At 39.7% G+C, this 17,139-nt stretch carries 16 protein-coding genes; 12 read left to right on the top strand and 4 right to left on the bottom strand.

Translation table 11 applies throughout. The features are described 5' to 3' along the window. The first annotated feature begins 25 nt into the window (after positions 1-25). Positions 26-280 (top strand): hypothetical protein, encoded by a 255-nt coding sequence (locus tag AC27JR_RS09210; RefSeq protein WP_008468173.1) that lies wholly within the window; start codon positions 26-28, stop codon positions 278-280. Between the two features lie 36 nt (positions 281-316). Here the strand turns inward: AC27JR_RS09210 and AC27JR_RS09205 are convergent, their stop codons facing one another. The 3 genes from AC27JR_RS09205 to AC27JR_RS09195 form a co-directional block, all read right to left on the bottom strand. Then, the gene (locus tag AC27JR_RS09205; protein ID WP_008109821.1) at positions 317-1,684 is read right to left on the bottom strand and encodes a hypothetical protein; all 1,368 of its coding nucleotides are present in this window, start codon (positions 1,682-1,684) and stop codon (positions 317-319) included. Between the two features lie 107 nt (positions 1,685-1,791). After that, on the bottom strand, positions 1,792-4,494 hold the full coding sequence (locus tag AC27JR_RS09200) for a TonB-dependent receptor (RefSeq protein WP_487173394.1): 2,703 nt from the start codon (positions 4,492-4,494) through the stop codon (positions 1,792-1,794). 755 nt (positions 4,495-5,249) lie between these two features. Then, positions 5,250-5,678, bottom strand: a complete 429-nt coding sequence (locus AC27JR_RS09195) for a hypothetical protein (RefSeq protein ID WP_487173393.1) — start codon at positions 5,676-5,678, stop codon at positions 5,250-5,252. Between the two features lie 336 nt (positions 5,679-6,014). Between AC27JR_RS09195 and ccoN the strand changes: the two genes are divergently transcribed. From ccoN to ttcA, 11 genes are all read left to right on the top strand, one after another. Beyond that, on the top strand, positions 6,015-7,448 hold the full coding sequence (gene ccoN / locus AC27JR_RS09190; protein ID WP_008109818.1) for a cytochrome-c oxidase, cbb3-type subunit I: 1,434 nt from the start codon (positions 6,015-6,017) through the stop codon (positions 7,446-7,448). Between the two features lie 12 nt (positions 7,449-7,460). After that, a complete protein-coding gene (ccoO, locus tag AC27JR_RS09185) occupies positions 7,461-8,135 on the top strand; it encodes a cytochrome-c oxidase, cbb3-type subunit II (protein WP_008109817.1) in 675 nt (224 codons plus the stop codon). A 6-nt stretch (positions 8,136-8,141) separates the two neighbouring features. Beyond that, complete coding sequence (locus AC27JR_RS09180; RefSeq protein ID WP_010389598.1) at positions 8,142-8,327, top strand: cbb3-type cytochrome oxidase subunit 3; 186 nt, start codon at positions 8,142-8,144, stop codon at positions 8,325-8,327. Continuing rightward, positions 8,324-9,358 (top strand): cytochrome-c oxidase, cbb3-type subunit III, encoded by a 1,035-nt coding sequence (gene ccoP / locus AC27JR_RS09175; RefSeq protein ID WP_008109816.1) that lies wholly within the window; start codon positions 8,324-8,326, stop codon positions 9,356-9,358. Before AC27JR_RS09180 ends, ccoP begins: the two co-directional genes overlap by 4 nt. 149 nt (positions 9,359-9,507) lie before the next feature. Continuing rightward, on the top strand, positions 9,508-9,999 hold the full coding sequence (locus AC27JR_RS09170) for a FixH family protein (protein WP_372859654.1): 492 nt from the start codon (positions 9,508-9,510) through the stop codon (positions 9,997-9,999). Between the two features lie 8 nt (positions 10,000-10,007). Continuing rightward, a complete protein-coding gene (locus tag AC27JR_RS09165; protein ID WP_487173392.1) occupies positions 10,008-12,380 on the top strand; it encodes a heavy metal translocating P-type ATPase in 2,373 nt (790 codons plus the stop codon). Continuing rightward, complete coding sequence (gene ccoS, locus AC27JR_RS09160; protein WP_008109812.1) at positions 12,377-12,544, top strand: cbb3-type cytochrome oxidase assembly protein CcoS; 168 nt, start codon at positions 12,377-12,379, stop codon at positions 12,542-12,544. The genes AC27JR_RS09165 and ccoS overlap by 4 nt, the downstream gene beginning before the upstream one ends. Continuing rightward, on the top strand, positions 12,537-13,208 hold the full coding sequence (locus AC27JR_RS09155; protein WP_487173391.1) for a sulfite exporter TauE/SafE family protein: 672 nt from the start codon (positions 12,537-12,539) through the stop codon (positions 13,206-13,208). The genes ccoS and AC27JR_RS09155 overlap by 8 nt, the downstream gene beginning before the upstream one ends. A 42-nt stretch (positions 13,209-13,250) precedes the next feature. Further along, complete coding sequence (locus tag AC27JR_RS09150) at positions 13,251-13,988, top strand: FNR family transcription factor (protein ID WP_008109801.1); 738 nt, start codon at positions 13,251-13,253, stop codon at positions 13,986-13,988. A gap of 106 nt (positions 13,989-14,094) precedes the next feature. After that, entirely contained in the window at positions 14,095-15,021 is a 927-nt protein-coding gene (gene uspE / locus AC27JR_RS09145) for a universal stress protein UspE (RefSeq protein WP_008468158.1), read from the top strand. 92 nt (positions 15,022-15,113) lie between these two features. After that, a complete protein-coding gene (ttcA, locus tag AC27JR_RS09140; protein ID WP_008468157.1) occupies positions 15,114-16,028 on the top strand; it encodes a tRNA 2-thiocytidine(32) synthetase TtcA in 915 nt (304 codons plus the stop codon). 48 nt (positions 16,029-16,076) lie between these two features. Here ttcA and AC27JR_RS09135 read toward each other — a convergent pair whose 3' ends face one another. Next, complete coding sequence (locus AC27JR_RS09135) at positions 16,077-17,138, bottom strand: hypothetical protein (protein WP_487173390.1); 1,062 nt, start codon at positions 17,136-17,138, stop codon at positions 16,077-16,079. Between the last annotated feature and the right edge of the window lies 1 nt (position 17,139).

Raw genomic sequence — 17,139 nt, 5'->3', positions numbered from 1 at the left:
GGTATTTACTCAAAGGAAAATAACAATGAAAAAACTACTAATAATTGCTGCAGCACTGAGTCTTGCGGCTTGTTCGAAAGTAAGCTTGGAAAATTACGAAAAAATTAAAATCGGAATGGACAAAACTGAAGTTGAAGCCATTTTAGGTAGTGCTGATAATTGTGTAGAAAAAACACTGCATACTAGCTGTACTTGGGGGGATGACGCTAAAAACATCGAAATTACCTTAGTATCAGACAAAGTAACGCTATACAGCAAAAAAGGGCTAACAGATAAGTAAGCTAGTTAAGGTTAAGAAATAAAGGAATAACGTATGTTATTCCTCTTTTTTAGCGTCACTGGTGTAAATCAGCTCTATATTGACAATTTTACTGCGATTTAAAGTGATTTTGTAGCGTTGATACAGTGCATTATCAGATTCGGTTAGAACTAATACCATATTTAATTGGTAGCGTCTTTCGACTCCCTGTTTAGAAATTTTATTATTTTCTAAATGGTAGAGTTTCCCCTCCCCCTTTTTTAAATAACGTGCAAATGGCGCAAGATTAAATTGCAGTGTTTGCTGCAAGCTATCGTAGCCTGGCAAAAATTCTTTAGCACTGACCCGTGTTTCGCTAGCAAAATGCAGCCATTGTGCCGCCTGTTTATTTTGTTGACGACGCTTGGAGAAAATTTTTCTCACTTCTTTAGGGATTTTTTTAAACCGGGTGTATTCTAACCAAATAAACTGGCTCGCCACTTTATCTTTTGTGATGCTGTTTTTAAAAATAAACCGCCATTTTGGCCGCCCTCGCACAATAGCACGCCAAATAATACGGGTAATATCTTCTTTAAATATTTCTCTCAGCCCGTAAATAACCCCTAAAATCAAAATCAATGAGGCGGTTATTTCAGTAAAGGTAGAACGCGCATTTAAAATAACCACCATTACAAAAGCCATTATAACGGCCGTTACAGAGCCTTTTACCAAACGTTTTAAATAGCTATTAAGATAGCGTGTTTGGCGCTGTAAAATCACTCCATGCTCTATTAAACGCTGGAGTAAACGCATCTTATTAGTAATTCTATTGGCGTCTTTAAGTGTTGAATCAGAATTATATTGCTGCTCTGCTCGATACTCACTCTCTGACTTACAAAAGTTTAGTAAGTCATTTCGCTCTTTAGCGTGATCGCTACTACGCGGGCCTTCATCAAGCAGCTTTAAAAAAGTTTGTTCAATTTGCCAGCTTAGGTAGTTATCAGCATTAGTATAAAACGGGATCAACTTTTCGTTATCTGGGGTGTAACGTCTGAGTTTTCGAAGTAGGCTTTGGCTTTGCTCGCAAAGCTCCATTGCACGTTGGTAAAATTCATCGCTTTCTTGAATTTTTAACGCATCTTTAATATCAGCATCAATAGCAAGGCGTACTTGATAACAATATAAATTTAGATTTTGTCGGTAGTCTTGTTGCTCACCTTTGTTTTTACTCACAAAGCGGCTTCGTACCAATGGAAGGTGGATATTATTAGCGTTGTAGGCTACAAAAGATTTAAATTGGTTATTAAAGTAAGACTCTTCGCTAAGGGTTTGTGCATTAATACCCATCTCGTTTGGGATAGAAAAATAGAGATCGAGACGCTGCTCTGCACGCGGTGATAATTGCGGTTCAATAACAAACGATAAATTTTCGTCTTGCTTTAACAATGATGCCTCCTAGGGTCTGATATTCAAGTTTACGTGCCTCTTTAATTTTGTTCAACAAAAAAGGCCTAGTAAAAACTAGGCCTTTTAGCAATTCTAATTAGTTAAAATTAGAATTTAACGTTTACGCTTGCAAAGAAACGACGACCTAACACATCGTAAGTGTACGGGTCAGTGTTTGAGTCGTTGTTACCAGTGTAGTAAGGAGGCTGTTTATCGAACAAGTTGTTTACACCTGCTGAAAGAGAAACAGTATCGTTTACTAGGTAGCTACCACTCAAGTCACTGTAGATAACTGATGGTGTTGTAGGTGCATAACACGTGTCTTTATTTAGACATGCGTAGCTATCCATACCCGCGATGTAACGCATTTGGTATTGTGCATCCCAGTTGTCACCTGACACATTAATTGTTAGGTTTGACTTAAGATCTGCATAACCACCAGTACCAGAAGTAATTACACCTGCGTAATCAACTGGAGAACCCGTTACTGCAACTACATACTCTTCTAAGTATGTTGTGTCTAAGCCTGCTTTCCAGTTAAGGCCTGCAGCTTCAAAGCTGTATGCTAGGTTTAAATCAACACCCGATGTTTTTTCAGAACCTACGTTTTGTAACTGGTTATTAAATTTAACACGGCCAGTTGCATCCATTGAAACACCCGCTGACTTACAAAGTGCTGTGCTAGAATTTGCTGGGTTATTTAGACACTGTTCAACAATGTATTGACTATCAACTTGTGTGATCGCATTTTCAATGTCAATCTCATAGTAATCAAGTGTCATTGAGAAACCATCAAACCACTGTGGCTCATAAACAATACCGGCAGTTAAAGTATCAGCTTCTTCTGGTGTTAATGCATCATTACCACCGACTGTTACTTCTGCTTGTTCTTGTGCACCTGGGAAATCAATTTGATCAAACGATGGTGAATTACCTGAATATAACTCAGAAACCGTTGGTGCACGGAAAGCTGTTGAAACAACACTACGTAACATTAATTCATCATTTACTTTCCAAGTAAGACCTAGTTTCCATGTCTCATCAGAGCCAAATGTACTGTAATCGAATGCACGAATTGCTGCGCTTAGCTCAACATTTTGTGCAAGAGGTGCATCAGCTAGTAGAGGAATAGCGAACTCAACATAGGCTTCGTTTACATCAAAACCACCTGCAGTTGGCTCAACCATTGGGTCGTTTGCAAGGCCTTGCGCTGTTAATGAATCTGGCGTAAACCATGCTTTTTCTTGACGACGCTCTACACCCGCTGCAAATGCAGCATAACCTGCTGGTAATTCAAACATTTCACCTGAAACAGACGCTGCTAATATGAATAATTGGCTACCACCGTTGTTAACTTCTGTGTAAACATTTTTGCGGAAGTCTTCAGAAAGCCATGCTGATTGATCAAGCGGGTTAAACTTCCCTTCTGTAATTTGATCTTGAATAGCACCCATGTTGTGAAGATTACTTAACTTATCAACTGAGTCGTTACGACCGAAGTTAGCTGATACGTCCCAAGAATAATCACCCACAAAACCTTCTGCACCTACTACAGCACGAACAGTATCAACTGACTGTTCAAAGTAACGCGCGCCAGTGTCTGACATACGACGACCGTAAGAAATTGCATCACCATTTTTGTAATTCGTTTCTTGTGTGATGTAGTTACCATCAGCATCTTTATCTAAGTAGCCGTCACCATTTAAATCAACACGATTATCATAGCTTTGAGTTAATAGTGAGTCACCCATATTCTCTGTATTGTACTCAAAATCAAACCATACTGGCTGTGGTGCCATTTGCTGCTCTGACCAACGCTTTGTATAAGTAAATTCAGCAAATACGCTTGTGTCATCAGATAGTTCGTATGTAGCGATACCTGTTAAGTTTAAACGCTCCATTGGCGTGTAAAGGTAGCTTGCTGGTGAGTAGTTATAAGCATCTTCATTAGTATAACGATGGTAATCACCACCACGCCCTGTTACACCATTATCATCGATAAGAGAAACTGTTGTATCTTCGCCTTTAGCGTTTACAGTTGTGCCTTTTTCACCGTTACCGTTCCAAATATGACCGCCTTCATTGTATGAAGAACCTGTACAATATAAGCCGTTTGCACCTTCAGCAATTGGACAGTTTGAGTAATCACGATCAGCTTGAGATGCTTTACCACGGTCAGTGTACTGCATGCCGATAACAATATTACCTTTGTCGAATGAGCTGCCTACAGTGAAATCTATAGAATTTTCTGTTGCGTCGCCTTCGCCTGTAATTGCAGTGTTGACGTTCATGTCTAGACCTTCAAAATTATCTTTTAAGATAATATTTACTACGCCTGCAACCGCATCAGTACCGTATACAGCAGATGCACCATCTTTAAGTACTTCTACTTGCTTAATCATTGAAACTGGAATGGTGTTTAAATCAACCGTTGATGCTGCACCAGTACCTGATGCAATCATACGACGACCATTAACAAGTACTAATGTACGGTTAGCACCTAAGCCACGTAAATCGATACGTGCATTACCACCTGAACCATTATTAACACCAGGGTTGGTCATTGCACCGCCTGTAGCGGTCATTTTTTGTAAAACGCTATCAATACTTGTTGCACCCATAGCTTGGATGTCATCAGCACCGATAAGTGTAACTGGGCTTGCGTTTTCCATATCTGAACGCTTGATACGAGAGCCCGTTACTTGAATTTTTTCAATTGACTTTGCTGCTTCGTCTGCAGCTAAAACCTGAACACTTGAGAACATTGGGATTGCTGCAATTACAGCTAAACCAAGAGTTGATTTTTTCATGGATGAACCCTACTTGTTGAAAATTTACCTGAATTGGTAATGCCCACTTTTATGAGAATTTTGAGTGAGCGGGAGCAACTTAGGCGCCTTTAACTGAACGAAAACTTAACAGGTGAGTACTTTACAATCCACACAAATTAGGGCGTCCCACGAAAGGAACAAAGGTTACAGCATGTTTCATTGTTAATGAATAAAAACAGATATAAATCATACACTAAACCAAATCAAATCACATAAAAAACACAGGTGAAATCAAATAGGTAGAGTTTGTAATTAAATGTAACTATCGGGATAATGTGCCTTAAATAGGAAAGTTAACATGTTAATCACAGCTCGTTATTAAAACGGTAAAACTAGGTGTTAATTACTAACCATATTTATGCAAGGAGATTGTTTATTTAGTCTGAAATTTTTTGTTATAAGTTTTAATCATGCAAATTTTATGTGTATTGAGAGTTTCAGACTGGTTACAAGTTAAAGCAAAAGCTGTCATCAAAGTGGGTCCATTAGATAAACCCACCTATAAATGATATGGGTGCTTTATTGCATGTATGAGCACTATTGAATAAGTAAGCCGAACAAAGCTTAAGTTATAAACTTGGAAGGTAAATGGGTATGTAAAAGCTATATTAAGAATGGTTATTTTATCAGATAGACTTTAATTGCAGATAACTATTAAATGTGAGGCATTTGGCTTTGCCACTATAATGCTATGGGAATGGCACAGTTAAAAGCCGCACCTGAATAGAATATCTTTAATAGGTAACGTTAAAAAAGTATTCAACATTTTCGCTTGTGGCGGTGTTTGTATCGACAGTAGTAAGAATAAGCTTCCACACCATGTTTTTTTCTGAGCAAATCCCTACCATGGTATTAGCTACCCAAACGCTGCTCTGATTTTTAAATTGTACGGGAATGTAACCCATATACATAGTTACTCCCTCTAACTTAGCCGCTGTTATTATTACGCCAGCCGGTAACTGTGCATAAATTGAAAACGGTGTTTCCGGTGATAGGGTTTCCTCGCTCAGCCACACTTTAACTTGATTTTCAAAAATACAGGGGGTGTTATTTTTACACTCGGTTTGTGATTGGCTTACTTTTGGTGTTGTTGTTGATCCAGAAAAGTCACAGCCTAGTAAAAATAATAGAAAAGAAAGTAAACACACTTTATACATATACATGCAGGTTCTCAAAATATTTAATATATGAGCCCATCATTAGGGCAAGTTGGTTGATTATCGGCTTTAGTGAGCGAGTAAGGTACAAATCACCTCAAAAAATAGACAGCAACTTAATAAAGTTTGATTGATGTCATATTATTACGCAATTGACCTATCTTTTTAAGGCCAAAAAATTTATCATTTCAACCGCAAAAAAAACAAGTATTTCTTGAGATTATTATCTTTAAAACCACATATTGTGGGGTTTAGATAGTATACTTTGGAATAATAGTAGGTCCTACTTTAACAAGTGGGTAATTCATTTCTAAACGCATTTATTGCAGCGGAAGCCAGAAAATGAGCCAAACAGTAGCATCACAAACTGAGTACAATTATAAAGTTGTACGCCAATTCGCTATTATGACAGTGATTTGGGGCATCGTTGGCATGGGTATTGGGGTTCTAATTGCTGCCCAACTAGCTTGGCCAGCACTTAACTTTGACACACCATGGTTAACTTACTCTCGACTTCGTCCGTTACACACGAACGCAGTAATTTTCGCATTTGGTACAAGTGCTCTTTTTGCGACGTCTTATTACGTCGTACAACGTACATGTCAAACGCGCCTTCTTTCAGATAAATTAGCCGCCTTTACCTTTTGGGGTTGGCAGTTAGTTATTGTTCTTGCAGCCATTACTTTACCAATGGGTATTTCTACTTCTAAAGAGTATGCAGAACTTGAGTGGCCTATCGATATCTTAATTGCTGTTGTTTGGGTAACTTACGCTATCGTCTTTATGGGCACCATTGCTAAACGCAAAGTAGCACATATTTATGTAGCTAACTGGTTCTATGCTGGTTTCATTATTACTGTTGCAGTACTTCATATTGTTAACAGCATGGCTGTTCCTGTCTCACTAACCAAATCATACTCAATTTACGCCGGTGCGGTTGATGCAATGGTTCAGTGGTGGTACGGACACAACGCTGTAGGTTTCCTTCTTACTGCTGGTTTCTTAGGTATGATGTATTACTTTGTACCAAAGCAAGCGGGTCGTCCAGTTTACTCATACCGTTTATCGGTTGTTCACTTTTGGGCACTTATCTCGCTTTACATTTGGGCAGGCCCTCACCACCTTCACTACACTGCGCTTCCTGATTGGACGCAAAGCTTAGGTATGGTGATGTCTATTATCTTATTTGTACCGTCTTGGGGTGGTATGATCAACGGTATTATGACTCTTTCAGGTGCATGGCATAAGCTACGTACTGACCCGGTACTTCGTTTCTTAGTGGTTTCATTGTCTTTCTACGGTATGTCGACATTTGAAGGCCCAATGATGGCAATTAAATCTGTAAATGCGTTATCGCACTACACAGATTGGACTGTAGGTCACGTACACTCAGGTGCATTAGGTTGGGTTGCAATGATTTCTATTGGTGCTATTTACCACCTTATCCCTGCGTTATTCTCGCAAGGTCGTATGTACAGCATTAAATTAATCAATACACACTTCTGGTTACACACAGTGGGTGTTGTTTTATACATTGTTGCAATGTGGATTTCAGGTGTAATGCAAGGCCTAATGTGGCGTGCAGTAAACTCTGACGGTACATTAATGTACAGCTTTGTTCAGTCGTTAGAAGCCTCTCATCCTTTCTATGTTATGCGTTTCTTAGGCGGTGTATTCATCGTCGCAGGTATGCTGGTTATGGCTTATAACGTTTATCGTACAGTTTCAGCGAAAAATAACTCGCTAGAACTTGATGAACAAGCGCAGTTAGCATAACGGAGTCAGATAATGAGCAATAAAAATTCGCAAAATAAACACGAAATTATCGAGAAAAACATCGGCCTTATGGCCATCTTGACTGTTTTCGCAATCAGCTTTGGTGCATTAGTAGAAATTACCCCGCTAATGTTCCAAGACGACACAACTAAACCCGTTGATGGGTTACGCCCATTAAACGCGCTTGAGTTTGAAGGTCGTGACATCTATGTACGTGAAGGCTGTGCTAACTGTCACTCACAAATGATTCGTCCATTTCGTGATGAAGTTGAGCGTTACGGTCACTACTCGGTTGCGGGTGAGTCAGTATGGGATCACCCATTCCTTTGGGGTTCTAAACGTACTGGTCCTGACTTAGCACGTGTAGGTAAACGTTACTCAGATGACTGGCATTATGCGCACTTAGTTGATCCACGCGCTGTGGTTCCTGAGTCGAATATGCCAGGCTTCCCTTGGTTAGCAGAGAACACGCTTGATACAAGCTTAACTCTGAAAAAGCTACAAATTTTCCGTGACACGTTTGCTATTAACCCAGAAAACCCAAAACACCCGGGTTTAGGTTATGGCAGTGACGAGGAATTAATCGCTGACATTGCTAAAGTTGACGCAATGAATGACGGTAAAGGTGCAACAGAAATGCAAGCCCTTATTGCTTATTTGCAACAACTTGGCACACATTTGAAGTAGATTATTATGGACTACGGGACATACAGAGGCATTTTGACTCTGGTAATTTTAGTATTATTTATTGTGATTGTTGGATGGGCATATAGCAAGCGTAGTAAAAGTCGTTTTAAAGACGCTGCTAATGTCATCTTTGAAGATGAAAAAAAACACAACAATACACTCTCTAACGAGGAAAAGGGGTCTGAGAAATGACTAGCTTTTGGAGTATATGGGTTATTGTATTAACCCTTGCATGCTTAATCATTATCTTTGGTCTACTAGTTTGGAACTTAAAAAACTATGTAGGCGTAAAAGAAGGTGAAAGCTGTGGACATGAGTTTGACGGCATTGAAGAATTAAACAATCCTCTACCAAAATGGTGGACTTACATGTTCTTCGCAACGTTTGTATGGTCTGTTTATTACCTAGCAGCTTACCCAGGTTTAGGTAATTGGGAAGGCTTGGCAAAGTGGACTAGCTCAAATCAAGGTGTTACCTCTTTAACTGAATCGAAAGAAGCAGTCATTGATGCTAAAGAAGATGGCCGCTTTGTAAAGCTAGATGCAGAATACCGCGCTGCTGAAGAGCGTTTTGGTCCGATTTTTAATGAATTGGCAAAAACCCCTGTTTTAGAATTAGTTGACTCTAAATTAGCGGGTGATGCAGCTCAGCAAATCGCTCTTGAAAATGGCACTAAACATGAACAAACGCAGGGTCAATTAGCAGTTGAAATTGGTCAACGCTTATTTGCTCAAAACTGTGCGCAATGTCATGGCTCTGATGCTCGTGGTGGTACTGGCTTCCCTAACCTAACAGATAACGACTGGTTATATGGCGGTACGCCTGACAAAATCAGAGAAACATTACTTTTAGGTCGTGTTGCAGCAATGCCGCCTTGGGGTGATGCATTAGGCGAGCAAGGCGTTAAAGAAATGACCGCTTACGTACTTAGCCTCTCTGGTCGTACTGTTAACCAAAAAGACGCGGAGGCAGGTAAAGCGAAGTTCGCGATGTGTGCAGCATGTCATGGTGCAGATGGTAAAGGCTCAGTTGCGCATAACCTACCGTTTGGTGCACCAAATCTAACTGATAACATTTGGTTATACGGTGGTTCTCAACGTGCTGTTGAAGAAACACTTAACCACGGTCGTGCTGGTGTAATGCCTGCATTTAAAGAGATTTTAGGCGAAGACAAAATTCACCTATTAACTGCTTACGTTTACAGCTTATCGCAAGAAAAATAACGATAAAGTTAACAAAACGTTTCAGTTTTAATCTTTTTATTTCAATAGATTAATACAGATCAAAAAAGCCTCCACTCGGAGGCTTTTTTTTAGTCTTTTTCTTTTATTTATTATAATATAGCTGCACATTCATCAATTTTAGAGCAACTATGCAACCGACTCCGTGGTATAAAAATTTTTGGCCTTGGTTTTTAATCTTCTTCCCTCTAGCTGCAATTATTGGCTGCATTAGTTTATTTATTACAGCTATAGGTAACGGCCCAGATATGGTCGTTGATGATTACTATAAAAAAGGCAAAGCAATCAACTTAGAACTAATCAAGTTTGATAAAGCAAAAGCCTTGTATCTGCATGGTGACTTAAATGTATCTGATGAGCGAGTAAGCTTTAAATTTACTAAAGGCGATACGAGCAATATCCACGCGTTAAAACTTTCATTTTTCCACCGTACTATTAAAGCCCACGATTTTGAAGCAACCTTGACGCCTAATGCAAACCAGGAGTTTACTGCATTATTAGAAAACTACACGCCTGGTGCTTACTCAGTGTTTATTGAGCCCGTTGATGCTAGTTGGAAAATGAAAGAAAGTGTCACTTTACCAACCACAACCACCGTTTTAGTTACTCCTAACTATAAGTAGTATTTAGTATGTCTAAAAATTGCTTTCATTGTCTTGAAAGTGTGCCTGCTGGGTTTAGCGCACATGTAGTTATAGACAGTACATCTCAGCCAATGTGTTGCATTGGCTGTCAGGCTGTTGCACAGAATATCATTGACCAAGGAATGACCGATTACTACAAATACCGCACTGTTAGCGCAGGTAAAGTAGAACAACTGGTTCCTGAACAGCTCGCTTTTATTAAAAGCTATGACAATGAAGATATTCAAGATGAGTTTATTAGCACGCATAACGACAGCTCTGAGGTACTACTGAGTGTTGAAGGTATAACTTGCGCTGCCTGTGCTTGGCTTATTGAAAAGCAATTATTAAACCTTAAATCAGTAAAACGCGTTGATGTAAATACCTCAACAAACCGTGCCATGATCCACTGGGATAAAAGCGCCACGCCTTTAAGTGAGCTAATTACCTCACTGGCTGAAATAGGTTATAAAGCGTACCCATTCCAATCAGATTTAGAAGCCCAGCAAAAACAGCAAACTGCCAAAGCGTATATTCGTCGTCTCGGTGTTGCAGGTTTGATGACCATGCAAGTGATGATGTTTGCCTTTGCAATGTACTTTGGCATGTTCTCTGGAATGGATAGCAATTTTGAACAGTACTTTAGATGGATCAGTTTAATTCTCGCCACCCCCGTTATTCTATACAGCGCCCTGCCCTTTTTAAGTAATGCAATTAATGGCTTAAAAGCAAAACAGCTGAATATGGACTTGCCAGTATCATTGGCTATTTTTGGTGCTTATGGCGCTAGCTGTTATGCCACAGTAATGGAAGTAGGCGAAGTTTACTTTGAATCTATTTGTATGTTTACCTTTTTACTCTTATTAGGTAAATACTTAGAGTTTAGAGCGCGTTTAAAAGCCAGTGAATTTACTGCTAACTTGCAAAAGTTGTTACCCCTTACTGCGCGTACGCTCGATGAACACGGTAATGAGCACATCATTGCCGCCAAAAAACTCAAACTTAACGATATTGTGTTAATAAAAGCAGGCGAAACCATTCCTGCTGATGGCATATTAGTTAAAGGCAGTACCAGTGTTGATGAGTCGATGATGACCGGCGAACATCAACCAGTACGAAAGTATATTGATCATAACGTATATGCAGGCACAGTTAATCATGATGGTATAATTGAAATAAAAATCAATAAGCTAGGCCAAAACACCCTGCTTAATCAAATTATTCGCCTGCAACATAATGCCCTGACAAAACGCCCAAGACTGGTTGAAATTACCGATAAAGTGGCGCAGTGGTTTGTTGCTGTATTACTGGTATTTGCTTCCATAACTGCGATTGGTTGGTATCAGGTAGACCCTGACGTTGCATTTTGGATCACTATTTCGGTGTTAGTGGCCACTTGCCCGTGCGCATTAAGTTTAGCAATTCCAACCGCATTAACCTGTGCTGTAGCAACCTTAACCCGCAAAGGCATATTAATTAAGCAAGCGCATGTGCTCGAAACCCTATCAAAGCTCACTTTATTTGCCTTTGATAAAACAGGTACGCTTACACAAGGTAAGTTTAGCCTCGACGTGGTTGACATACTTGATGATAAATACAGTAAAGAGCAAGTTCTTGATATTGCAGCCCAGCTTGAAAGTTATTCTGAACACCCTATTGCCAGTGCATTTAAGGAGTTTAAAGGGCAACGTAAATTTGACGATGTACAACTGCACCCAGGCATTGGGATAAGCGCTCAGTTTGATAATACGCATTACGCTATTGGTAAAAGTGGTTGGTTTGATACAAAGAAAACCAACGCACAGGCCACGCTTTACATAAACAAGCAGGCTGTTGCACGCTTTTACTTTGTAGATAAAGTTAAAGCCGATGCCGATAAGCTAATTAATGTTTTACAAGCGGCTAACCTTAGTTGCCATATGCTAACTGGTGATGCATCTGATGCGGGTGCCAAAGTCGCTAAAAAGTTAAAGCTTAACTCAGTGCAAGCCAGTTGCAGTCCAAAAGATAAACAAAATGCCGTTGATCATTGGTCAACTCAAGGTGAAATTGTTGCTATGGTTGGTGATGGCGTAAACGACAGCCCAGTATTTGCCAGTGCCCATTTATCTATCGCCATGGAAACCGGTGCCGATATATCTAAAAACAGTGCCGATGTTGTATTGCTTAACAGTGACTTAGCCTCCATCTCGCATTTATTAACCGTTGCCAAGCAAACACGACGTATAATTAAACAAAACCTAACACTTTCTTTATTATATAATGGCTCAATATTACCGCTTGCTGCTATGGGCTTAGTTGCGCCGTGGATGGCGGTTATTGGTATGTCTGCCAGCTCAATTATTGTGATATGTAATTCACTAAGGCTATTAAAGTTATGAGCATAATTTATATTTTAGTTCCTATTGCTATTTTGTTTGTATTAATTGCTATTGGCGTGTTTTTTTGGGCTGTAAAAGGCGAGCAATTCTCTGATTTAAACAAGCAAGGCCACAGTATTTTGTTTGAAGACGACAAAGAGCAGCACAATAAAAGTAATGATTGACCCTATTTTTGTTAGCGCTTTTTTAATGGGTTTAATTGGCAGTGGTCATTGCATTGCTATGTGTGGCGGTATTGCCAGTTCGTTACAACTTGCCAGTAACAAACGTCAAACCTGGTTATATTCTCTTGCTTATAACAGCGGTCGAGCTTTAAGTTATATGTTAGCAGGAGCCCTTGTTGCGGGTATTAGTAGCCAGTTTGCCACGCAAAATTCTGCCTTTTCATTATTTTTGTCATTTTTAGCCGGTATTTTTATGTTACTGGTTGGCGTTTATATTATGCGCATAGCCGCCACCTTACAGTGGCTTGAAAAACTGGGTAAAACCCTTATTTGGCAGCACTTAATTAAACTTAATAAATATTTAATGCCCATTGATTCGCCTTTAAAAGCCCTTGGTTATGGCGCGTTATGGGGCTGGTTACCGTGCGGTTTAGTATACTCTGCACTTACCTGGGCAATGGCCAGTGGCAACGCCCTCAATGGTGCTTTGGTTATGCTGTCATTTGCCCTAGGGACATTTCCTGCCATGATCACCTTAGGTGTGGCTGCACAAAAGCTAAATACGCTTTTTAACCACCCATGGACACGAATAACATTAGGCAGTGTTATCATTTGGTACGGTATCTACCTTCTGATCATTGCAACAGATAAGCTAGTGCATTAACATTGATAAATGTCGTGCATAGAAATTTAACGGATTGAACTTATGGATTTTTCTCAAAGTCGTGCTAAAGGTAATTGTGCTATTAGCTGTAATAACTGCAGTATTAGCCAGTTATGTTTACCATTTTCTTTAAATGGCCAAGAAATGGATAAACTTGATGAGATCATTGAGCGAAAAAAACCATTACACAAAGGTGACTACTTATTTGAATCAGGCGCGCCTTTAAATGCAATTTATGCGGTTCGTTCAGGCTCGTTTAAATCGTATACCTTGTCTGAGCAAGGCGATGAACAAATTACCGGTTTTCACTTAGCTGGCGACCTTGTTGGATTTGATGCCATTAACAAAATGCAGCATCAAAGCTTTTCTCAAGCACTAGAAACCTCAATGGTATGTGAAATCCCCTTTGATACCCTTGACGAACTTGCTGGTAAACTGCCTAAGCTACGCCAACAAATTATGCGCTTAATGAGTAGTGAAATAACCTACGATCAAGAAATGCTGCTACTACTTAATAAAAAGTCTGCCGAAGAACGCCTAGCGAGTTTTATTTATAATTTATCAGAGCGTTTTGGTGAACGTGGTTTTTCACGTAAAGAATTTAGATTTACTATGACTCGCGGTGAAATTGGCAACTACCTTGGTTTAACTGTTGAAACCATTAGCCGTTTATTGAGCCGTTTTCAAAAAGCAGATTTGATCAAAGTAGAAGGTAAGTTTATTACTATTTTAGATAATGACGCGCTTGCGAAAACAGCTGCGATTGTAAAACCCCGTTAATAGATCAATAAATTGATATAGAACAATAATCTTAGTGCTACCCCTTTAACTGTTGTGTATTTGCGTTACACTAAATATATAACTGTTAAGTGAATGGAGTAGCACAATGGAAACGATTAAACGTATTATCGCGGTTATTGACCCAACTAAAGACGATCAAAATGCCCTCGCGCGTTCAATAGATTTAGCCAAAAAATCGGGTGCGAGCATTACCGCCTTTATGACGGTTTACGATTTTTCTTACGAAATGACCACTATGTTATCAGGCGATGAACGTGAAGCAATGCGTCAAGCCGTCCTCAAAGATCGCGAGCTATGGCTTAAAGATCTGGTCTCTCCTTATCAAAATATTAATATTGATACGCAAGTTATTTGGCATAATCGACCATACGAGGCAATAATTAATACCGTTATCAATGATAAATACGACTTAGTTATCAAAGGTACGCATCAACACGGCGCACTAAAAGCGGTTATTTTTACTCCTACAGACTGGCACTTAGTTAGAAAATGCCCAACGCCGGTATTATTTGTAAAAGATATGCAATGGCCAGCACAAGGTAATATTTTAGCTGCCGTAAATGCAGTCAGTGAAAATGAACAGCACCTATCACTTAATAAGCGCATTATTAAAGATGCACAGTTTTTATGTGAACTCGCTAATGCTAAACTTAACTTAGTCAATGCTTACCCTGCTACACCGGTAAATATTGCCATAGAAATTCCTGAGTTTAACCCCGGGCTTTACAACGAATCAGTTAAAAAACATCATATTGAGTCAACTAATGAACTAGCTAATGAGTTTAACTTAACCTCTGAGCAGTGCTTTATAGAAGAAGGCTTGCCAGAAGATGTGATACCAGATGTTGCTAAACGTTTAAATAGTGAATTAGTGGTTATTGGCACTGTGGGACGTACCGGCTTAAGTGCAGCATTAGTAGGTAACACCGCTGAGCATGTTATTGACAGCCTTGATTGTGATGTACTTGCATTGAAACCTGACGGCTATGTAAGCCCCCTTGCAGAAAGTTAACGTTTGCTGTAGCTGTGATATTACATATGGCATATAATACGCCCCTTTATTTTTAGCAATTAATTTTGCCGTACTATTTATAAGGGGGCGTAGTGTCTCATTCTGCTCAAGCCAAAGCTCAACACAACTTAAATAAGCTTCAAAAGCGTTTACGCCGCCTCACAGGTCAAGCTGTCATGGACTTTAACATGATAGAAGAAGGCGACCGTCTTATGGTGTGCTTATCGGGCGGCAAAGACAGTTATACTATGCTCGATATGCTGCAACATTTACAGCGGGTTGCCCCTATTAAGTTTGAGCTTTTTGCGGTTAACCTTGACCAAAAACAACCAGGCTTCCCTGAGCATGTACTGCCTGAATACCTTGATAACTTAAATATTGAATATAAAATTGTCGAAGAAGATACCTACAGTATTGTTACCGATATTATTCCTGAAGGTAAAACAACATGCTCACTTTGCTCTCGTCTGCGTCGTGGTATTTTGTACCGCACCGCTAAAGAGCTAGGAGCCACAAAAATAGCTTTAGGCCATCACCGCGATGACATGATAGAAACCTTGTTTTTAAATATGTTTTACGGTGGCAAACTTAAAAGTATGCCGGCTAAGCTAATGAGTGATAACGGCGAGCACATGGTTATTCGCCCATTAGCATATTGTAAAGAAGCCGATATTAGCCAATACGCATTTAGCCAAGGCTACCCTATTATTCCGTGTAACTTATGTGGATCACAAGAAAACTTACAACGTAAGCACACTAAAAATATGCTAGCGCAATGGAATAAAGAGCACCCTGGGCGTATAGAAAGTATTTTTACTGCCATGCAAAATGTTGTGCCTTCGCATTTAGCTGATAACCAACTGTTTGATTTTGCAAATCTGCAAACCGGTGACGTTATTGATGGTGGCGACATTGCGTTAGATAAACCCGACATACCAAAAGCGCCAGTTAATCCTGAACAAGATGAAACAAACCAAGCAGATGTAGTTACTATTAACTTAAGCTAATTTTTAAGGGTTTGCAGTAATGCAAACCCTACACTCTGTTCTATGCTGCTACTTACCGGCAGCTAATCCTTGTAAAAACTCTAAACTCTGCATTTCTTGTTTATTCGCCTGATAAGGCAGCTGTTGTAAGCTATCGTAAGCAAAATCCTCAATAGTAAACTCACTTATTTCACTTTGTCCAAAGCTGTTACGCTCACCCGGGCTTGGCGACATACGTTCAATAACAAAGTCCCTCAACCGTAAGTCATTCGTTTGCTTAGGCAAAACAGACCAATGCGCTTTAAAATCAATTTGTTGGCTGCCTTCATTTAAACGTGCTTTAGCAACTAAATGTGCTAATGGCGAAGTTCCACTGTATAAGTTAGCTCTTAGACGATATAAGCCACTTTTTATCACTGTTAAGTTAGCAGGCACTATCATATTATCATTACGTGGATACGCGTTATCAAAGCTAGTTAGGGTTGCACTAGGCGGCATATATTGTATTTGTGCCACCACAGGAACCATTTTACCCGCAATGTCTGCCTCAACTAATAATTGTAAATTGCGAGGGAAATCTTCTTCACCTTTAAACGTAATTGCCAACTCATTGTCACGGGCAACACCGCTGTGTGTTTTTAACGGCTGTTTAGTATCAGTATCACTGAGTGTTACCTGTGCTTTACCTAAATTTTGTGCGCTTATGGTTAATTTAATCGCTTGCGGGTAGACATAGCGATATTGAGATAAACTTAAGGTTAACTCCCCGCCCTGCTCTCCCACTGGGCTACTAACCGGAAAAAACTGATTTGGCTTAAGCCGGTCTTCATCATATACCGTTAGAGGTTGCGAATATGGCGGAAATGCTAAGCTTTGCTGATATTGCTGCGCTACCGCCGATGCTGCTTTAGCTATATCTTCATTAAACTCATGCTGCTCTTCAGGCATTTTTTTTATGCTTGATTTAACTGCTGGTACCTCTGATTTTGCCGACATAGCCGCAAGTTCAGGTGTTTTATTATGCTCTTTAGCTGTTGTTTGCGAAGCTGAATAACTAGCATTACCTTGACCTAAAAACCACATCAAGCCGGCAACAATAATCACTAAAGCAATAACGTAGGATTTTTTCATT

This window comes from Pseudoalteromonas sp. NH0006-26, from assembly GCF_057552415.1.
This window is presented reverse-complemented; position numbering and strand designations above follow the sequence as displayed.

Coding starts and splice junctions, on each gene's coding strand:
- AC27JR_RS09210 (WP_008468173.1), top strand. CDS start 26: ATGAAAAAACTACTAATAATTGCTGCAGCACTGAGTCTTGCGGCTTGT.
- AC27JR_RS09200 (WP_487173394.1), bottom strand. CDS start 4,494: ATGAAAAAATCAACTCTTGGTTTAGCTGTAATTGCAGCAATCCCAATG.
- AC27JR_RS09195 (WP_487173393.1), bottom strand. CDS start 5,678: ATGTATATGTATAAAGTGTGTTTACTTTCTTTTCTATTATTTTTACTA.
- ccoN (WP_008109818.1), top strand. CDS start 6,015: ATGAGCCAAACAGTAGCATCACAAACTGAGTACAATTATAAAGTTGTA.
- ccoO (WP_008109817.1), top strand. CDS start 7,461: ATGAGCAATAAAAATTCGCAAAATAAACACGAAATTATCGAGAAAAAC.
- AC27JR_RS09180 (WP_010389598.1), top strand. CDS start 8,142: ATGGACTACGGGACATACAGAGGCATTTTGACTCTGGTAATTTTAGTA.
- ccoP (WP_008109816.1), top strand. CDS start 8,324: ATGACTAGCTTTTGGAGTATATGGGTTATTGTATTAACCCTTGCATGC.
- AC27JR_RS09170 (WP_372859654.1), top strand. CDS start 9,508: ATGCAACCGACTCCGTGGTATAAAAATTTTTGGCCTTGGTTTTTAATC.
- AC27JR_RS09165 (WP_487173392.1), top strand. CDS start 10,008: ATGTCTAAAAATTGCTTTCATTGTCTTGAAAGTGTGCCTGCTGGGTTT.
- ccoS (WP_008109812.1), top strand. CDS start 12,377: ATGAGCATAATTTATATTTTAGTTCCTATTGCTATTTTGTTTGTATTA.
- AC27JR_RS09155 (WP_487173391.1), top strand. CDS start 12,537: ATGATTGACCCTATTTTTGTTAGCGCTTTTTTAATGGGTTTAATTGGC.
- AC27JR_RS09150 (WP_008109801.1), top strand. CDS start 13,251: ATGGATTTTTCTCAAAGTCGTGCTAAAGGTAATTGTGCTATTAGCTGT.
- uspE (WP_008468158.1), top strand. CDS start 14,095: ATGGAAACGATTAAACGTATTATCGCGGTTATTGACCCAACTAAAGAC.
- AC27JR_RS09135 (WP_487173390.1), bottom strand. CDS start 17,138: ATGAAAAAATCCTACGTTATTGCTTTAGTGATTATTGTTGCCGGCTTG.